Annotated in this window: 13 protein-coding genes and 1 tRNA gene; 5 read left to right on the top strand and 9 right to left on the bottom strand. The window is 62.3% G+C overall.

What is annotated here, in order from left to right; genetic code table 11:
- Positions 1-81: 81 nt before the first annotated feature.
- Both FNZ07_RS22630 and FNZ07_RS22635 read right to left on the bottom strand, forming a co-directional pair.
- The gene (locus FNZ07_RS22630) at positions 82-1,095 is read right to left on the bottom strand and encodes a TauD/TfdA family dioxygenase (RefSeq protein ID WP_091016611.1); all 1,014 of its coding nucleotides are present in this window, start codon (positions 1,093-1,095) and stop codon (positions 82-84) included.
- Between the two features lie 96 nt (positions 1,096-1,191).
- A complete protein-coding gene (locus FNZ07_RS22635) occupies positions 1,192-2,502 on the bottom strand; it encodes a diaminobutyrate--2-oxoglutarate transaminase family protein (RefSeq protein WP_091016613.1) in 1,311 nt (436 codons plus the stop codon).
- A 418-nt stretch (positions 2,503-2,920) separates the two neighbouring features.
- Between FNZ07_RS22635 and FNZ07_RS22640 the strand changes: the two genes are divergently transcribed.
- The 3 genes from FNZ07_RS22640 to FNZ07_RS22650 all read left to right on the top strand — a co-directional run bounded on the left by FNZ07_RS22640 (position 2,921) and on the right by FNZ07_RS22650 (position 7,340).
- Positions 2,921-5,071 (top strand): TonB-dependent receptor family protein, encoded by a 2,151-nt coding sequence (locus FNZ07_RS22640; protein ID WP_091016615.1) that lies wholly within the window; start codon positions 2,921-2,923, stop codon positions 5,069-5,071.
- Between the two features lie 173 nt (positions 5,072-5,244).
- Positions 5,245-5,321, top strand: a tRNA-Asp gene (locus FNZ07_RS22645).
- Positions 5,322-5,408: 87 nt separating this feature from the next.
- Positions 5,409-7,340 (top strand): SurA N-terminal domain-containing protein, encoded by a 1,932-nt coding sequence (locus FNZ07_RS22650; RefSeq protein WP_091016617.1) that lies wholly within the window; start codon positions 5,409-5,411, stop codon positions 7,338-7,340.
- A gap of 79 nt (positions 7,341-7,419) precedes the next feature.
- Here the strand turns inward: FNZ07_RS22650 and FNZ07_RS22655 are convergent, their stop codons facing one another.
- From FNZ07_RS22655 to FNZ07_RS22670, 4 genes are all read right to left on the bottom strand, one after another.
- The gene (locus FNZ07_RS22655) at positions 7,420-7,716 is read right to left on the bottom strand and encodes an addiction module antidote protein (RefSeq protein ID WP_091016619.1); all 297 of its coding nucleotides are present in this window, start codon (positions 7,714-7,716) and stop codon (positions 7,420-7,422) included.
- Between the two features lies 1 nt (position 7,717).
- Positions 7,718-8,011 carry a type II toxin-antitoxin system RelE/ParE family toxin gene (locus FNZ07_RS22660; protein ID WP_091016621.1) on the bottom strand — a complete coding sequence of 98 codons (294 nt, stop codon included), beginning with the start codon at positions 8,009-8,011 and terminating at the stop codon, positions 7,718-7,720.
- 276 nt (positions 8,012-8,287) lie between these two features.
- Positions 8,288-8,629: a hypothetical protein gene (locus FNZ07_RS22665; protein WP_091016623.1), complete on the bottom strand. Its 342-nt coding sequence runs from the start codon at positions 8,627-8,629 to the stop codon at positions 8,288-8,290.
- Between the two features lie 21 nt (positions 8,630-8,650).
- Complete coding sequence (locus FNZ07_RS22670) at positions 8,651-9,391, bottom strand: arylesterase (RefSeq protein WP_407670691.1); 741 nt, start codon at positions 9,389-9,391, stop codon at positions 8,651-8,653.
- Between the two features lie 46 nt (positions 9,392-9,437).
- Here FNZ07_RS22670 and FNZ07_RS22675 point away from each other — a divergent pair, with 46 nt between their 5' ends.
- Positions 9,438-10,124, top strand: coding sequence for an ABC transporter ATP-binding protein (locus FNZ07_RS22675; RefSeq protein ID WP_091016627.1), 687 nt, complete (start codon positions 9,438-9,440; stop codon positions 10,122-10,124).
- A gap of 160 nt (positions 10,125-10,284) precedes the next feature.
- On the opposite strand, the gene pgi is transcribed toward FNZ07_RS22675, so the two are convergent.
- The 3 genes from pgi to FNZ07_RS22690 all read right to left on the bottom strand — a co-directional run bounded on the left by pgi (position 10,285) and on the right by FNZ07_RS22690 (position 15,150).
- Positions 10,285-11,910: a glucose-6-phosphate isomerase gene (gene pgi / locus FNZ07_RS22680; protein ID WP_091016629.1), complete on the bottom strand. Its 1,626-nt coding sequence runs from the start codon at positions 11,908-11,910 to the stop codon at positions 10,285-10,287.
- Positions 11,911-12,096: 186 nt separating this feature from the next.
- Entirely contained in the window at positions 12,097-13,674 is a 1,578-nt protein-coding gene (locus FNZ07_RS22685; RefSeq protein WP_091016631.1) for an NAD(P)H-hydrate dehydratase, read from the bottom strand.
- A 174-nt stretch (positions 13,675-13,848) separates the two neighbouring features.
- Positions 13,849-15,150 carry an FAD-dependent oxidoreductase gene (locus FNZ07_RS22690; RefSeq protein WP_091016633.1) on the bottom strand — a complete coding sequence of 434 codons (1,302 nt, stop codon included), beginning with the start codon at positions 15,148-15,150 and terminating at the stop codon, positions 13,849-13,851.
- A 267-nt stretch (positions 15,151-15,417) separates the two neighbouring features.
- Here FNZ07_RS22690 and FNZ07_RS22695 point away from each other — a divergent pair, with 267 nt between their 5' ends.
- Positions 15,418-17,595, top strand: coding sequence for a bifunctional glycosyltransferase/class I SAM-dependent methyltransferase (locus FNZ07_RS22695; protein ID WP_091016635.1), 2,178 nt, complete (start codon positions 15,418-15,420; stop codon positions 17,593-17,595).
- Positions 17,596-17,704 lie beyond the last annotated feature (109 nt).

Raw genomic sequence — 17,704 nt, forward strand, 5'->3', positions numbered from 1 at the left:
GATCGCCATATGGTTTTCAGTAAAACCCGTTAATAAATCGGGCGACAGTTCGCGCGTCGCTCGCGCAAATGTCGCCATCGCTTATACAGCCGCCTCGCGGGTGTGATAGTCGCCGGCGTGCAACTCTGTTGCGTCAGGAGAGTACGGGTCCAGAAGCGACACGATGACCTTGCGCTCGCCTTCGAACGGATTGCGCCCGTGCGCGACTCTCATGTTGTCGACGAGCAGAACGTCGCCCTGTTGCCACGCAAACGCGATCGTGCTTTCCCGATAGGCATTGCGAATCCGCTCGAGGTCGGCGGGATCGAACGCACTGCCGTCGCCATAGAACGCGTTTCTCGGCAGTCGATCTTCGCCGAAAAAGCTGACCATCGAACTGGCGAGCGCGGCTTCGAGGTTCGATATATGGAACAGATGCGCCTGGTTGAAGAAAACCTTGTCGTGCGTGCGCGGATGGTAGGCCACGCCCTGGTTGATCTGCGAGGTACGCAACGTGTCGTCGTCGAGCCATTCGTGCTCGATGCCGTTGTCTTCGCAGAAGGCCGCAACCTGGCTGCGGTCGCTGGTCTGAAACACGGTTTGCCAAGGGATGTCGATGTGCGGCCGGTAGTGCCTCACATAGCGAACCTTCTTCGTTTCGAAGTTCTCGAGGATCCGTGCTCCGATCCTGCGCGTAACTTCGCGCATGTCGGCGATCGGCGTTTCGCCTCCGGTCCTCGCAGCAGTGAGACAGCAGAACGCGACGCGCAGCGGCCAGTTGCGTTGATACGAGTTCTCGCAATGCAGCGAGATGGTCTCGTTCGGCGGATATTCAGTGGCGGTGAAGACGCCGTTGCCGATCGACGTGCGCGGCGTGGAGCGATAGACGTAATCGGATTTCTGGGCCGACACGGCGTTCGCAAACAGTTCGAATCGATCCACCGATGCAACGTCGAAGCCGCGCAGCAGCACAGCGCCATGTTCCAGCACGAGGGCATCGAGCTCCGCCCGGTTGTGATTCACCACCTGCACGATATCGCGCTCGTTCGAGGTTGGTTCGAGCAACCACGGCGAATATCCGTCGGCAAGCAGCTTGCGTTGCGCTATGTCCTGCATGATCGCTATTCCTTTTCCGAACGTGGATGCTGCGGCGTAATCCGATCCGATCCGATCAGATCGTGATCGTGATCGACGCCCGTGCCCGTCGCGCGTTTATGCGCGGCAGGCCGTTTCCACTGCTTGTTCAAAGCGGTTGAGAATCTCGTTGATATCGGCTTCCGACACGATCAACGGTGGCAGGAAGCGGAGTACCGCGCCGTTGCGGCCACCGGTCTCGATGATCAGTCCGTTGTTCAGGCAGTTCAGCTTGATCGCCCTGGCGAGCGCGCCATCGGTCGGGCCGGTCTGGCCTTGCGTGCCGGGGATGACGACTTCGACACCGATCATCAGGCCGCGGCCGCGGATCTGGCCAAGACACCGGAAACGCTCGGCGATACGCTCGAGACCCGCAACCAGCAGTTTGCCTACGCGGTCCGCGTGCCCCGACAGATCGTCGCGATCGATGATGCGCATCGTCGACAGGCCCGCCACCATCGCAATCTGATTGCCGCGAAAGGTGCCCGCGTGCGAGCCGGGCGGCCAGGTGTCGAGGCGCTCGTCGTAGACGACGACCGATAACGGATAGCCGCCGCCGAACGCCTTCGACAACACGAGTACGTCTGGGCGGATGCCCGAGTGTTCGATGGCAAAGAGGGCGCCGGTTCGGCCCAGACCCGTTTGCACTTCATCGACGATCAGCGGGATTTCGTGGCGCAGCGTCAGCTCGCGCAATTCGACGAGCCACGCGTTCGACGCGGGAATGCAACCGCCTTCGCCTTGCACGACTTCCACGATGATCGCCGCCGGCTTCGTGATCCCGCTCTCCGGATCGGACAGGACGGTGCGGATGTAGTTGATGCTCAGTTGATCGGTCGTCGAACCGTCGGTGCCGAAGGGACAGCGAAACGCGTAGGGGTAGGGCAGGAAGTGAACGCCGTGGCCGCTGCCGCCCGCCGCCTTCGGCCCCAGATTGCCCGACGCGGCGAGCGCACCGGCTGTCATGCCGTGATACGCGCCATGGAACGCCATGATCGTCGAGCGGCCCGTGTAGTGTTTGCTCAACTTGATCGCGGCTTCGATGCCATCCGATCCACTCGGGCTGCAAAACTGGATCTTGCCGGTCTCGGCAATCTTCTTCGGCAGGAGCGAGAAAAGCTGTTCGACAAACGCATACTTCGCTGGCGTCGCTAGATCCAGAGCCTGCTGCATCTGATCGGAAGACAGAAACTGCATCACAGCTTCGTTGACTTCCGCGTGGTTATGCCCAAGCGCGAGCGTGCCGGCGTTGGACAGACAGTCGATGTATTCCTGGCCCTCGGAGTCGCGTACGCGGATTCCTTTGGCGTGGGTAAACAGGCGGGGGAACGATGTCGCGTAGGTCCGTGCCTTCGACTCGACATTCTTCAGGTACTTGAGTTTTTCCATCTGCAGTCATCCGGCTTGCAAAGCGGATTTATGGACACTGGTGCGCGAGGGTCGCTTCGTGCTAGCCAATGCAGTGACAGTACGGGCGGATTGGAACACGCACGCCAGGTCGCGTCTGCAACGGGAAAATGGGACAAAGACGGGGCATGTCGCTTTGTTATGCGCGGCGGTTGCCTGCGGCGCTTTACACGCGAAATCTGCTGGTCATGCCCGAACAGCAACGCATTTTCATCTTGATTTAACGAAAATCTGCAACAAAGGCTTCCATAAACCTTTCAATTGAAATTGATTCGCATTTATACTTGCGCCTACTCATCTGGAATATCTGGTAACAATTTCCGATAGCGGCGCACCTTGGTCCTGGCGGGGTACGTCGCGCGAACCGCGCCGCCGGACAGGACGAAGGACATCTGGAATCATGATTTTTGCCGAACGCCGCAGCGTCGATGCGCTCAGCTCGTTGACCCGTTTTGCGGCAGTTGCCGCGCTTGCCTTTTTTGCGCAACCCGAACGCGCATCCGCCGAGGACGTTTCCACGTCCACCAAAGGCGCATCCGCAAGCCCAACCGCAAGCAGCAGCGAGCCGGTCATGCTCGATTCGATCGTCGTCTCGGGAGACTGGCTCGGAACCGGTCTGCACAACAGCGTGAAGTCCTTTGCCGGCGCACGTACGGTCGTCAACAAGGAGGCGATCAACCAGAGCGGTGCAACGAGCATCGGCGATGTGCTGCGGCGTATTCCCGGCGTGCAGGCCACCGACAATTCCGGCACGGCCGGCAGCGCCGTCTCGCTGAACGTCGGTGTGCGCGGCTTGAGCGGGCGCTACACGCCGCGCTCGACGGTGCTGCTCGACGGCATTCCGCTCGCGGTCGCGCCGTATGGTCAACCGCAGTTGTCGTTTGCGCCGGTGAGCCTCGGCAATATCGAATCGATTGATGTGGTGCGCAGCGGTGGAGCGGTGCGCTACGGTCCGCAAAACGTCGGCGGCGTGATCAACTTCAGGACCCGCGAAATTCCCAGCAAACCCGGCCTGACCGCCGATGCATCGGTGCGCGAAAACATCTACACGAGCGGTGGCGGCAGCAACACGGTGTACAGCACGTTCCTCGGTACGCAGCTCGACAGCGGTCTCGGTCTCGCGTTGCTGTACTCGGGTATGACCGGGCGCGACTGGCGCGCGGGCAGCGATGAACGCGTCAACGATCTCGCGCTCAAGTTTCGCTACGAGCTCTCACCGACCTCCGAGTTCTACGGAAAATTTTCGTACTACGACGTGAAGTCGCGCACACCAGGCGGCCTCACCGTCGCGCAATACAATGCCGACCCGTTCCAGAACACGCGTCCAACCGACTACTGGAACGGCGAGCGCAAGGCGGTCGATCTTGGTTACGTCAATACGTTGTCGGCCAATCAGGAATTCGAGGTGCGCGCGTACTACAACGAGAGCTATCGCAGTAGCACGCTGATCGATACGACCGGCAAGGTGCTGCAAAATCAACCGCGTAACTACAACACGCTCGGTATTGAACCGCGCTTCACGCAGCGCTTCTCGCTCGGTCCGACGAAAAACGATGTAACGCTCGGTTATCGCTACATCCGCGAGCGCGGCGACGACAACATCAACAACCTGATTCGTGCAACCGGCGTGACTGTCCCGGTCAGCCGGTTCGACAACGCCACGGACGCGCACGCGTTCTACATCGACGATCGCATCGCTTATGGGCGTTGGCGTCTTACGCCGGGTGTGCGCTTCGAGCACATCGAATCGACGCGCCGTAACGACGTGCTGAACCAGACCTACGAGACGAACAACAACAAGCCGTTGCCATCGGTGAACCTGTCGTACCTGTGGAATTCGTCGCTGACGCTGTTCACCGACTACAGCACGTCGTTCGGTCCGGTGCAGAACATACAGTTGAACTCGCAATCGGCGACCAATCCGCTGCGTCCCGAACTGGCGAAGACCTATGAGGTGGGCGCGCGCTGGACGAGCAAACGGATCCATGCAGAACTGAGCGCTTTCAACATGCGCTTCGATAACCAGATCATCCAGATCCCGGGTATCGTGCCGGTCACGTTCCAGAACATCGGCGCGACGCGCCATCAAGGTGTGGAAACCGCGATCGACTACGCGTTCGCCGAAGACAGCGTATTGCGCGGTCTCGACCTGTACGCGAATTTCACCTATACGAAAGCGATCCAGGAGTCGGGTGCGACGTCGGGTCTCGATGTGCCGTTCTACTCGCGTTTCACCGATACGCTGGGCGTGCGCTATGCGACGCACGGATGGACTTTCAACGTATCGAGCACACATCAGAGTGCGCAGTATTCCGATACGGCCAACACCGTCGCGGAAACGCCCGATGCACGCATCGGCCGGATTCCGGGTTTCAGAGTGTGGGACGTGCAGGCCGACTGGAAGATTCCTGGCTGGAAGGGCAGCAGCCTGACGCTCGGCATCAACAACATCGCGGACAAGCGCTATTACACGCGCAATGTCGACGGCAACGCAGGGCGCATGGTCGGCGCGCCGCGTATGGTCTACGCGCAGGGGCATTTCGTTTATTGATGCCGGTTGCGGGGCGTGGCGAGGCTGAAAGCCTGCCTCGCCCGATCCGTAGATTGTAGTTTTGTGACGGTTTCGGCTAGAATCGCGGTTTGCTGCGGGTTTTGTCATGCCCGCGGGGCCAAATCGGGGATCGCGTGGAAACGCACCGGTTCCGCTTTGGCACATGGGTTCGAGGAGTGGTAGTTCAGTTGGTTAGAATACCGGCCTGTCACGCCGGGGGTCGCGGGTTCGAGTCCCGTCCACTCCGCCAGCACACTGTTGAAAGGCGAACTCCGGTTCGCCTTTTTTATTGCCCGCTGTTGTAATATCGGGCGTTCTGTTTTTGGCACCTGCACGCATGCTCGATTTTTTCCGCAATCACCAACGCCTGATGATGTTCATGCTCATCCTGGTCATTCTGCCGGGACTGGGCTTCGTGGGCATTCAGGGCTTCCGCGGCTTCTTTGACGAGAGCGCGAACGTCGCGAGCGTCAACGGGCACAAGATTCCCCGCGCCGACTACGACAACGCGATGCGTCAGCAGCTCGATCAGGCACGTCAGGCACTCGGTGCGCAGTTCGACCCGAAAGTGCTCGATACGCCGGAGCGCCGTCGCGATGTGCTCGACGGGCTGATCCAGCAGCGCGTGCTGGCCGACGAAACACAACGTTCGCATCTGACCGCTTCCGACGACGCCGTGCGGCGCGTCCTGCTGAACGATCCGATCATCTCGTCGCTGAAAAATCCCGACGGTTCGATCGACGTCAATCGTTATAAACAATTACTGGCGATGCAGGGCATGACGCCCGAGCAGTACGACGAGCGCGTGCGTTACAGCCTCGCTTCGCAACAACTGCCGTCGAGCATCGTGTCGAGCGCGTTCACGTCGAAGACGCTCGTGCAGCATCTGACCTCGCTGGCCGACCAGCAGCGCGAAGTGCAGGGCCTCGCATTCCACGCGCAAGACTACGCTGCGAAGGTGCAGCCTACCGATGCGCAACTGCAGGCGTACTACGATGCGCACCGCAACGACTTCGCCACGCCGGCTACTGCGACGATCCAGTACCTGGTGCTCTCGCCGGCATCGCTCGCTAACGCCGCGCAACCGAGCGATGCCGATCTGAAGAAGTATTACGACGACAACGTCGCGCACTATCGCACCGAAGGCGAAGTGCGCGCGAGCCACATCCTGATCTCGGCGCCGAAAGACGCCAGCGCTGCCGACAAGGCAAAAGCGAAAGAGAAGGCGGAAGCCGTGCTCGCGCAGGTCAAGGCTCACCCCGACCAGTTCGCGCAGATCGCCCAGCAGAATTCGCAGGACCCGGGCTCGGCATCGAAGGGCGGCGATCTCGGCTACTTCACGCGCGGCATGATCGCCGGCGGTCAGGCGTTCGACGACGCGGTGTTCAAGCTGAAGAAGGACGAGGTCAGCGATATCGTGCAAACCGACTTCGGTTATCACATCGTCAAGGTGACTGACGTGAAGCCGGCGGTCACGAAGTCGTTCGACGAAGTGAAAGACTCGATCGTGAAGGACGTGAAGGCGCAACAGGCAGCGAAGACGTTTGCCGACGACGCGGAAGGTTTCACGTCGACCGTCTACGAACAGGCGAAGACCCTGCAACCGGCCGCCGACAAGTACAAGCTCCAGGTCCAGACCGCGACGGTTACGCCGCAGCCGAACCCCGCGCTGCCGCCCGATAATCCGCTGAACAACGCGAAGTTCCTCGCTGCGGTATTTGCAAACGACGCGACGACGGCACGCAACAACACGCAGGCTATCGATACCGGCAGCAGCACGTTGATCGCCGCGCACGTCACGGACTACAAGCCCGCTGCGGTGCCAGCGCTTGCTGCGATCAAGGATGCCGTGAGCAAGAAGGTTATCGCCACGCAATCGGCGGACCTGGCTCGCAAGGACGGGGCGGCGAAGCTCGCCGAACTGGAGAAGTCGAAGTCGACGGCCGGGTTCTCGTCGGCGCTCAAGGTTTCACGCAACGACGCACAAGGCGTTCCGCCCGCCGCGCTGAGCGCAATCTACAAGGTCGATGCGCAGAAGTTGCCGGCTTATGTTGGCGTCGATCTCGGCGACGCCGGCTATGCGATCTATCGTGTGAATGCGGTGTTGCCGGGCACGCCTGTCGACGGTCCGCGTCTCGCCGCCGCCCAGCAGCAGATCGGGCAGGTCGATGCGCAGTCCGAAGTGGAAGCGTATATCGAAGCGGTCAAGGCGCGCTCGAAGGTGAAAACGTACGGCAACCTCGACAGTTCGCAGGCCGATAGTGAGTAACGCGTTTTGCTGAGACACGAAAAAAGCCCCACTCTCGCGGGGCTTTTTTTATCGATCAAATCGGTCGACAAACGGCCGCTTAAACCGGATCGTGCCGAGGCGTCACGGTCAGATGCAGACCAAGCGCGTGAAGCACGCGAATAACCGTCGCAAACTCGGGATTTCCGGTTCCGCTCAGCGCCTTATACAGACTCTCGCGGCCGACGCCGGCATCGCGTGCAATCTGCGACATACCGCGCGCGCGCGCGACCGTGCCGAGCGCCTCCTGGATCTCGCCGGGATCTTCGGATTCGAAGGAGAGGCGAAGGTACTCGCCCTGTGCTTCCGGCGTGTCCAGGTAGTCCGCCGCGTCAAATGGCGTCGTCTTGATTCCCATGTCATTTCTCCAGTTCGGCTGCGAGCCGGATCGCTTGCTCGATGTCGCGCTGCTGCGTCGACTTGTCGCCACCACATAACAAGACCACCAACACATTGCCTCGCTGCGTGTAGTAGACCCGGTAGCCGGGGCCATAGTGGATTCGCATTTCGATGACGCCGGCGCCGACTGCCTTCACGTCGCCGGTGTTCCCGTTTCCGAGCCGCTCGATACGCTTGACGATGTTGGCCCTGCCAACCCCGTCCCGCAGTCCGCGCATCCACGTCACGAAAACTTCTGTCTGTTCGATACGCATACCGAATTGTATCCCATAAGATACAAATAGCAAGCGACGAAACCCGGGGATGTGCTGTTTCTTTGAGCTTGAACCGCTCATCGTGCTTCGCCATGAAAAACACCCCAAAGGTTGGATCTATGTCCAACCCTTGGGGTGCAGTTCAATGTGGGTTTTTCTTTTGCCGGCCGGCGGTTGCTAACCGACACCTGCGAGACAACCGCCCCACAGCTAGAGCATGTCGAATTTACATAGACACGACCTCACGTTACCCGTTGCATTCATCAGACGACGTTGTTACAGGCACGCGCTGATGCTGCCTGAGGCGTCGCTACTGGCGCCGCTGCCGGCCCGGAAACCAACCCACGAGCCCTGGCCCGTGCGTCCCGGACGCACGACAGCGGCTGCGCCATTCGGCGGTTGTTGTCCCGGAACGTACACGTCGACGGCCTGATCGTTGGCGAGTTCGTTTTGCGACACGACCTGCTGTTGCGTCGAATCCGCCCATTTCTTCGCGATGCATTGAGCGACCGCGCCCGGGGGCTGCTGGCTTTGTCCGACGGATTGCACATTCGCCGCCGGCTGCGCGGCGCACGCGGAAACGGCAACGGTCAACGCGATAAGTGATAAATATTTCACGCTATCTCCTTCCAAGATCGCTCAAGAATGAGCCGGATTTTCAAGGTCACGCGATAGTGTCGGAATAACCGATATCGGTGGTGTTCCCCGTCTTTCGCAACAGGACGCGGGCGCGCTTGTCAGCGCGACACCTGTGCGAAGCAGCGGCTTGAGGGCTGGCCACACGTTGTTGAGTAGCACGGGCTGTGCCTGAACGGTGGGATGCATCTGGTCGGCCTGGAACATGTCCGGCTTGCTTTCGATGCCGGCAAGGAGAAACGGCACTAGCGGAGCGCGCATCTGCTTCGCGAGGTCGTCGTAGATAGCGTGGAACTTTTGGGTGTAGTCGGGGCCGTAGTTGGGCGGCACGTACATGCCGACCAGTACGACCTTCGCGTGGCCCTGCTGCGCGAGCTGGACGATCGAGCGCAGGTTGTTTTCGGTGGTGGCGAGCGGGATGCCGCGTAGTGCGTCGTTCGCGCCGAGTTCGACGATGACGATGGACGGTTTGAGTCGCTGCATCAACGCGGGCATGCGCGCGAGTCCGCCTGCGGTGGTGTCGCCGCTGATGCTTGCATTGGCAACGCTATAATCGATGCGCTCATCGGCAAGACGTCGGCGCAGTAGTGCGACCCAGCCGCTGTCGCGCGGCAGACCGTATTCGGCGGAGATGCTGTCGCCGAGTACGACGATGGCCGGTGCTGCCGCTGCTGCCGTTGTATCGGCGGCATACGCCGCAGGCGTGAGCGCAATCACCGTAACACCCGCAGCGACGGTTCCCACTGCTACGCCCAGTGCAACGAAGCACGCTCTCAACCTACGCTTCACCATGCAAAAGAAAACTGATCCAGTCATTGAAGTACGGGGCTTGTGCAAGAGGGTTCAGGATGCAACGGGCGAACTGACGATCCTCGATGATATCGATCTTTCGATCGAATCCGGCAGCAGTGTGGCGATCGTCGGTGCGTCCGGCTCGGGCAAGTCTACGTTGCTGGGGCTGCTAGCGGGATTGGACAGCGCAAGTTCCGGGTCGGTTCGGTTGCTCGGCCAGGAGTTGACCGGGCTTGGTGAGGACGAGCGAGCCGCGCTACGCAATGGTTCGGTCGGCTTTGTCTTCCAGTCGTTTCAACTGATGCCACATCTTACGGCGCTCGAAAACGTCACGCTGCCGCTCGAATTGCAGGGCGGCATGACGTCGCGCGATACCGCATCGCGTGCCAGAGCGCTCCTTGAGCAGGTCGGGCTCGGCAAGCGGACCGGGCATTATCCGAAGCTGCTGTCGGGCGGCGAGCAGCAGCGTGTGGCGCTTGCGCGCGCGTTCGTCACGCATCCGGCCATCCTGTTTGCCGACGAACCGACCGGCAGCCTCGATGCGGCAACCGGGCATGCGGTGATCGATTTGATGTTCGAGATGAATCGTGCGAATGGTGCAACGCTCGTGCTCGTCACGCACGACGTCGAACTGGCGCGGCGTTGCGATAGCACGGTGACGATCGAGGCGGGGCGTCTCGCCTGAGTTTCGTTTGAATCTTGCCTGGGTTCGGCCGGCTCCGGCTGGATAGCGCCGCGTTCGCCGTATATCGGTTGCGTTCAAAAAAACGGCCCGCGCATTGGCGGACCGTATTCCAGCAGGTAAAGCGAAGCGACTCAGTAGCCGCTTGCCTTTGCCATCATCCTTACTTCGGCGACTTCAATGCGACACGTGCCCGTGCGATCAGCGCGGAGGTCGACGAGTCGTGCTTGCCAACCTCGGCAGCCGGCGCGACCAGATCGGCATCGACGACCTTGCCGAGGATCTTGCCCAGCTCGACACCCCATTGATCGAACGGATTGATGTTCCATACCGACGCCTGCACGAGCACCTTGTGTTCGTACAGCGCGATCAGCGCACCGAGCGAACGCGCAGTGAGCGCCTCGACGAGGATCGTCGTCGTCGGCCGGTTGCCCGGAAATACCAGGTGCGGCACGAGTTCCGGCTTGTCCGGACCCGCAACCTTGGTCGCTTCCTCAACGGTACGGCCGAGCATCAGTGCTTCGCTTTGCGCGAAACAGTTCGCCAGCAGCTTCGAATGATGGCCAGGCAGCGGGTGTTCCGACGTGAGCAACGCGATGAAATCGATCGGCACGATCGTCGGGCCCTGATGCAGCATCTGGAAGAACGCATGCTGGCCGTTGGTACCCGGTTCGCCCCAGGTGACAGCGGCGGTCGGGTAGTCGACCGTCACGCCGTCGAGCCGCGCCGACTTGCCGTTGCTTTCCATCTCGAGCTGCTGCAGATACGACGGCAGGAAATGCAGCGCCTCCGAATACGGCGCGACGAGATAGCTTTGCGAGCCGAAGACGTTGCGATACCAGATGCCGATCATGCCGAGCAGCACCGGCAGGTTGTGTTCGAGCGGCGCTTCGCGGAAATGCCGGTCCATGTCGTTGGCGCCGAGCAGCAGTTCGTCGAACTGCTGCGGTCCGATCGCGATCATGATCGACAACCCAACCGATGACCACAGCGAGTAACGCCCGCCCACCCAGTCCCACATCTCGAACACGTTTTCCTTCGCGATACCGAACTTGACGACTTCGGTCGGGTTCGCCGACACACCGACGAAATGCTTCGCGAGTTCGCCTTCGGGGCAGCCGCCCTGCACGAGCCAGTCGCGCATCGAGCGCGCATTGGTCATCGTTTCGAGCGTCGTGAAGGTCTTCGATACGATGATCGCGAGCGTTTCTTCCGGATCGAGATGCTGCAGCACGCGATACAGATCGGCGCCGTCGACGTTCGATACGAAGTGCGTCGAAATATCGGGTGTCGACAGATGCTGCAACGCATGCGCGACCATCTTCGGCCCAAGATCCGATCCGCCGATACCGATGTTCACCACGTGACGAATACGCTTGCCGGTGTAGCCGGTCCACGCGCCGCTGCGCAACTGGTCGGCGAACGCCGCCATCTTCGCGCGCTCGGCCTTGATCTCGGCGTGAAAGGGCGCTTGCGGATCGGTCGCGCGCAGTGCGGTATGCAGCGCCGCGCGGCCTTCGGTCGGATTGACGATCTCGCCTGCGAACATCGCGTCGCGGCGTTTCTCGACGCCGGCTTCACGCGCGAGTTGCACGAGCAGTTTTAGCGTTTCGGCGGTGATGCGGTTCTTTGAAAAATCGATGGCAAGACCGCCGCCCGCGAACGTGAAGCGTTCGGCGCGGGTCGGCGCAGGGTCGTTCTCGGGGGCGAACCAGTCGCGCAGGCGTTGATTGCGGATCTGTTCGTAATGGGTTTGCAGCGAGGACCAGGCGGGGAGCGAGTTCGGCATCGTAACTGTCCGTCTAACGAAGAGGCAGGATGAAAGGCGGCGGGGTGAACGCACCGCCCAAGGTGCGGCGCCGGTGTGCCGCTGCTTGAGGCGGCGCGCTTCGGGTAATCCGGCCGGCGCAGTTGTTCAGTATAGCGGCGTTGAGTGACAGCGGGCAGACGGAACGTCGCGGTTCACATAGTGCGATCAATCGCGTGGCGGATAGAACAACCGGTTCAGCAGCGTGCGTACCATCGGCGCCAGTTCGCCGGCGGTCAGACCGGCGGGGCCGTCGCCACGGGCAGTCAGTGTATCGGCGGCGAGGCCGTGCAGGTAGACGCCCGCGAGTGCCGCTTCGTAGCGCGGCAGGCGCTGCGCGAGCAGCGCGCCGATCAGGCCGCCGAGCACGTCACCGGTGCCGCCGGTGGCGAGCGCCGCGTTGCCGGTCGGGTTGATCGCGATGCGGCCGTCGGGCGCGGCGATCACCGTGCCGGTTCCTTTCAGCACGATAACGCTCGCGAACCGCGTGGCGAGTTCGCGCGCCGCGGCGAGCCGGTCGTGCTGCACATGACGTGTATCGCTCGCGAGCAGTCGTGCGGCTTCGAGCGGGTGCGGCGTGAGCACGCATGGATCGCCGCGGGCGCCGCATGCCGCGACCTCGGCGGCCAGCGATGCATCACTCGCGAGCAGGTTCAGCGCGTCGGCATCGAGCAGCTTCGGTACGTTGAGACGCAGTACGTTGTGCAGCGCGCGCGTGGCAGGTTCGCGTGTGCCCATGCCGCAGCCTATCGCCAGTGCGTCCATTTCATCGAGCGGCAGGTTGTCGAGTGTGTGCAGCATCAATTCGGGGTGAGGCGGGTCGTAGGCCGGTGCGCCGGTCCCGAGGAATGCCACATGCACTTTGCCCGCGCCGGCATGGAGCCCGGCCCGCGCGGCGAGTATCGGCGCGCCGCACATACCGGTATCGCCACCGACCACCGCTAGACTGCCGAACGTGCCTTTATGCGTGGAGAAATCGCGTGGCGGTAGATGCGCGGCGAAGAGGGCGGGCGCGTTCAGCGTCGGGGTTGTGTTGCCACCGTGCGCGGCCGCGTCGATTCCGATTTGCGCAACGCTGACCGCGCCCGCCAGATCGCGGCCCGAAGCCATGAAGAGCCCGGGCTTCGCGCCGATAAAGGTGACCGTGTGGGTCGCGCGCACCGCCGCGCTGCCGTCGATCGGATTGCCGGTGTCGCTGTCGAGTCCGCTCGGTATGTCGAGTGCCAGCACGCGTCCGGTGTCGCGCGCGCGTTCGGACAGACGTTCGGCAAGTCCGGCGAACACGCCGTCGAGCGGACGCGTGAGCCCAATCCCGAACATCCCGTCGACGAGCCAGCCATAACGCGCGAAGGTTGCCGGCGCTGTCGCCGCGATCGGCACGCCTGCGGCGCGGGCGTTGTCGAGTGCCCAGCGGGCGTCGTCGGGTTTGACCTCGACCGGCATGCAGACCTCGACGGCAATGCCCGCCTTGCGCAAGTGCGTCGCGACCACGAGTGCGTCGCCGCCGTTGTTGCCCGGGCCGGCCACGATCCACACGGGGTACGCGGCATCGACAGAACCCTTGCGGTCGATCTGCTCGAGCAGGAAGCGGGCGGCGGCTGCGCCGGCGCGTGCCATCAGCGTGTGGGGCGGCAATTGGGCTGCCGCTGCGTGTTCCAGCGTGCGCAGGTCGGCGACGCTCAGCAGCGGCAAGGGCTGGTCGGTAGCAGGTAGCAGCGCGGAGAAATCGGACGACGCGTCGGTCATGGTGTGAGCGGAAGCCGGGGAAGGTCGGTGAATCCGCTCATGGTAGTGCGAATGGGCTTGGGGTGCCGCTACGTCGCGATGGTGGTGTGGCGGTGCGGGCTTTCTCCCGGATTCGACAGGTTCAGCAGCCCAGGCCGCTCACGGGCTCCGGAAATCCAGACCGCGCCACCCGACTCAGCGCCCAAAGCGCTCCGCACCCAAAGCCGCGACCGTATCGGGCGGCAGATCCGGCACCGTTCCCGACACGAGGTCCGCGACGAGCCGCGCGGACCCGCACGCGAGCCCCCAACCCGCCGGGCCATGCCCGAGGTTCACAAAAAGCCGCGGATGCAGCGCGTTGCCGACCACCGGCAAGCCGTCCGGCGACAGCAGCTTCACGCCTTCCCACGGCATCGCGGCGGAAATCTTGGCCGCGCCCGGAATCCAGTCGTGAGTGGCCTGCCCAAGCAGCGCGAGTGCTTCTTTCGTCAGCGGCTCACCGAGTGGCTTGTCGGTCTGGCCAATAGCTTGCAGAACCGCACCGCCGGCAATGCGCAGCCGGTGATTGTTCCGCGTGACCGTAATGCGCTTCACGGCATCGATCACCGTGATGTGCGGCGCGCATTCCTCATGTGCGATCGGTGCGACCAGCGTATGGAGCCGCAGCGGATGCAGCGGTAGATGCAGTCCAAGCCGTTCGAGCAACGGCAGACTGCCGACGCCCGCGGCCACCACGACCGCATCGGCGCTGATCACGTCGACTTCGCGCGAGCGCAGCGGTTCGCCGACGCGCGGCACGAGTTCGACGGCAGCCCGCTCGCCGTCGACCCGGATCGCCGCCACCTCGCGGCCGAGCTGGAACTGGACACCGCCCTGGGCATCGAGCGTCTGCTTGATGAGCTTCGCAAACAACGGGCAATTTGCCGTGCGCTCGGTCTCGAACAGCACGCCACCGGCAAAAGCGGGCTCGGTCGGTACCGAGTGTTCGAGCGCCGCGCATTCGGCGGCGCTCAGCACGTGATGCGGCACTTCGAAGCGGCGCAGCAGATCGAGCGCGGACTGCGCGCGCTCCCATTCCTGCGCGGTACGTACGAGATAAAGCTGACCGGTCGATTGCTCGAATTCGAGCCCGAAGCGCGCTTCCATGTCGGCCATCGCATCGCGCGCCGACTCGACGAGCGGCCGCAGCCGAGAATATTGCCGGGCGAAAGCGTCGGGCTCTTGCAGCGTGTTCAACTGACGGATGAAGTCGCGTGCCGCGCCGTTGAAGCCGGTCTTGCGGATCACGCCGTTCTTCGCATCCTGGCGATGCGCCATGAAGGTGGGGCCGAACCAGACGTCGAGCGGCGTCGGCAGCACGGTGCCGCCGTGTCCGTAGGTCGCGCCCTGGGCGACGGTCGCGTGGCGTTCTACCACGCACACCCGATGCCCGGCTGCGCGCAGTTGATAGGCGGTGGCGACGCCGACGATCCCGCCGCCAATGACGATGACATCCATGTGTGTGCAATTGACCGGCACGACGCGAGACGTCCGGCGCTCCCCGTATTGCGTGACAGGCCGGGCATGCGGCAAGCCGTTGCGCCGGGCTGGTGAAAGGCCGAATGATAGCAGTCAAACGCCGGGGCGTTCGACGATTGGGGCGCCAAAATACGCTAAGCTGGCGCAGGACCCGCTGCCAGTCGGATTGCCGTACGCTCTTGCGTCGGCCGAAGGCGCCGGGCCCATTTCAAACGAACTTCTCGCGAATATTTACCGCTCTGCAAAATGACGACTCTTTGCCTTAGCATTTTTGAGTACGACGAGCCACAGGCCCTGATCAACCATCGGCACTACTGTTCGCAGATGGGGTATGAGCATGAAGCGGTGTCGTACGCCGGCCTGCAGAGTGTCGCGCACCGGATTCTCTACAAGTACGAGCTGATTCTGCATCACCTGCGGCGTTTGCCCGAAGATGCGCTGCTTGCCTGCCTCACTGAAGATTGCGTGATCTTCGGCATGCATTCGATCGAAAACATGGCCGAAGGACGCGACCATGTTCTGCCGGGGATCGATGGAGAAGGCTACGACAGGCAGACGGCCGTTCAGGTCTGGCGCAACACGGCGGCGATCCGCGCGCTGATCACGGGCTTCGTTGCACGAGCCAAGATCACGACCGGACTTGAGCGCGAGCTGGATCTTTACGCCGGCATCGATTATCTGCCGCCCTATGCACAGCTCGCCGGATGCTACTGCGCCGTGATGTGTAACGTGCGCCGTCACCCGGCGTGGAATGGGCACGCGAACATATGGACACTGGTACTGTCGGACATCGAGCTGTACGCCGGAACGCATCCGCGCTTTCGCGCGGCACTTTTCGAACACGTGAACGACTGGCAGCAAAACGGTGCGCCTCTGCTGGAATTCCCGGCGTATGCCGGTGTTGAGCAGGGCGGCTTCAGCGTCCAGGACCCTGGACGACCCGTGGCGATCGTGATGTATTACACGCCGAATATCCGCCAGTTCGGCGCGATTGCGGAATCGAATTTTCTGCGCTACTGCAAACGGCACGGCTATACGCTCTACGTGCACCGCGAGACACCGGCTGAAGCCGGGCCGGGGCTCACCGGAACCTGGCTCAAGATGTGGCTTCTGAACAAGTATTTGCCACACCATGAGTGGGTGCTATGGGTCGACGCCGACATTCTCTTTGTCAACCAGGCCAAGCAACTGGAACCTCTGCTGGAGGGCCACGACATTGTCGCCGCGCACGATATCGGGTCATGGATCATCAACGCCGGCGCGCTTGGGTTTCGGCGGACCAGCCGCAACCTCGAACTGGTCGCGCGGATCTTCGAGTCGATCTGTGCCGTGCCGGACAAGTCGAGCACGTATGCGAGCGGCGGGGACCAGACCGTTGTCGCCGATATCCTCACGAACGAGCTCGGCTGGAATCTCGACACCGGACTGGATCTTGTCAGTCTGAACACACCGTGGTTTTTCCAGCAGGACTCGAGCCTGATGGTCCATTACTACGGCATGGCCACCGAACTCCGGGCCCTGATGATGGCCGCCCAGGACCGGGGTAGCCTCCGGCACAGTGCCGCGGACGCGACACCGGACGCCCATACAACGCAAGACGCTGGACACAAGCCCCTAACCCGTGACGTTCTTCCATCCATTGAGCCCATGACCGATCAAGACATCATCGCCGCATTGCCGGTTTTTTCCGTCAACTCGGCCGGCACGGCATCGGCGGTGGCCGCGCTTGCGCTGAAGTCAGCCAACCAGAGTTTTCCGTTGCTGGCCACGCTCATTTCCGAGCTCAGTCAGCACGAGCTTCATGCGTTGCCGGTAGAGGCCGCGCTCACCTCTGCGGCCGCGCATACGGCCGCGCAGCAACTGAAGACGCTGTTCGATCACTACGGCAGCGACAAGGCCAACCCTCACAACTATCACTTCCTGTACGGGCATGTGCTGCGCGAACCGCTCGCCGTGACCCATGTACTTGAAATCGGTATGGGGACCAATAACGAGGACGTGGTCTCCAACATGAGTGCGCAGGGAAGGCCCGGAGCGTCGCTGCGCGCGTTCCGGGATTTTCTGCCCAATGCGAGGATCTTTGGCGCCGATATCGACGAACGTATCCTGTTTCAGGAGGACAGGATCGAGACGTACTTCGTCGATCAGACCGAACTCGACACCATGGCTGCATTGGGCCGCAAGTTACCGGCGGAATTCGACCTGATCATCGACGATGGCCTGCACACGCCCAATGCGAATCTGGCCAGCTTGCTGATCGGTCTACCGAAGCTGAAGCGCGGCGGTCATCTGGTGGTGGAGGACATTCATCCCGAGCATCTTTCGGTATGGCGGGTCGTTGCAGCCAGCCTTCCGTCCTGGTACAAACCGTCGCTGTATGCGGCAAGCCATGGTTATCTGCTGGCAATCAAGCGTCTGGGCTGACCGGTAGCAGGTAGAGAAGGGCGCTGTCTGGACTTCGGCGCCCCTTTCGTCGAACGTCCCCAACCGGGGCTTCGGCGGCGCGGACGCATGCGTCGTGCGCGGATTCCAG

It is taken from the genome of Paraburkholderia megapolitana (genome assembly GCF_007556815.1).
GTDB lineage: Bacteria > Pseudomonadota > Gammaproteobacteria > Burkholderiales > Burkholderiaceae > Paraburkholderia > Paraburkholderia megapolitana.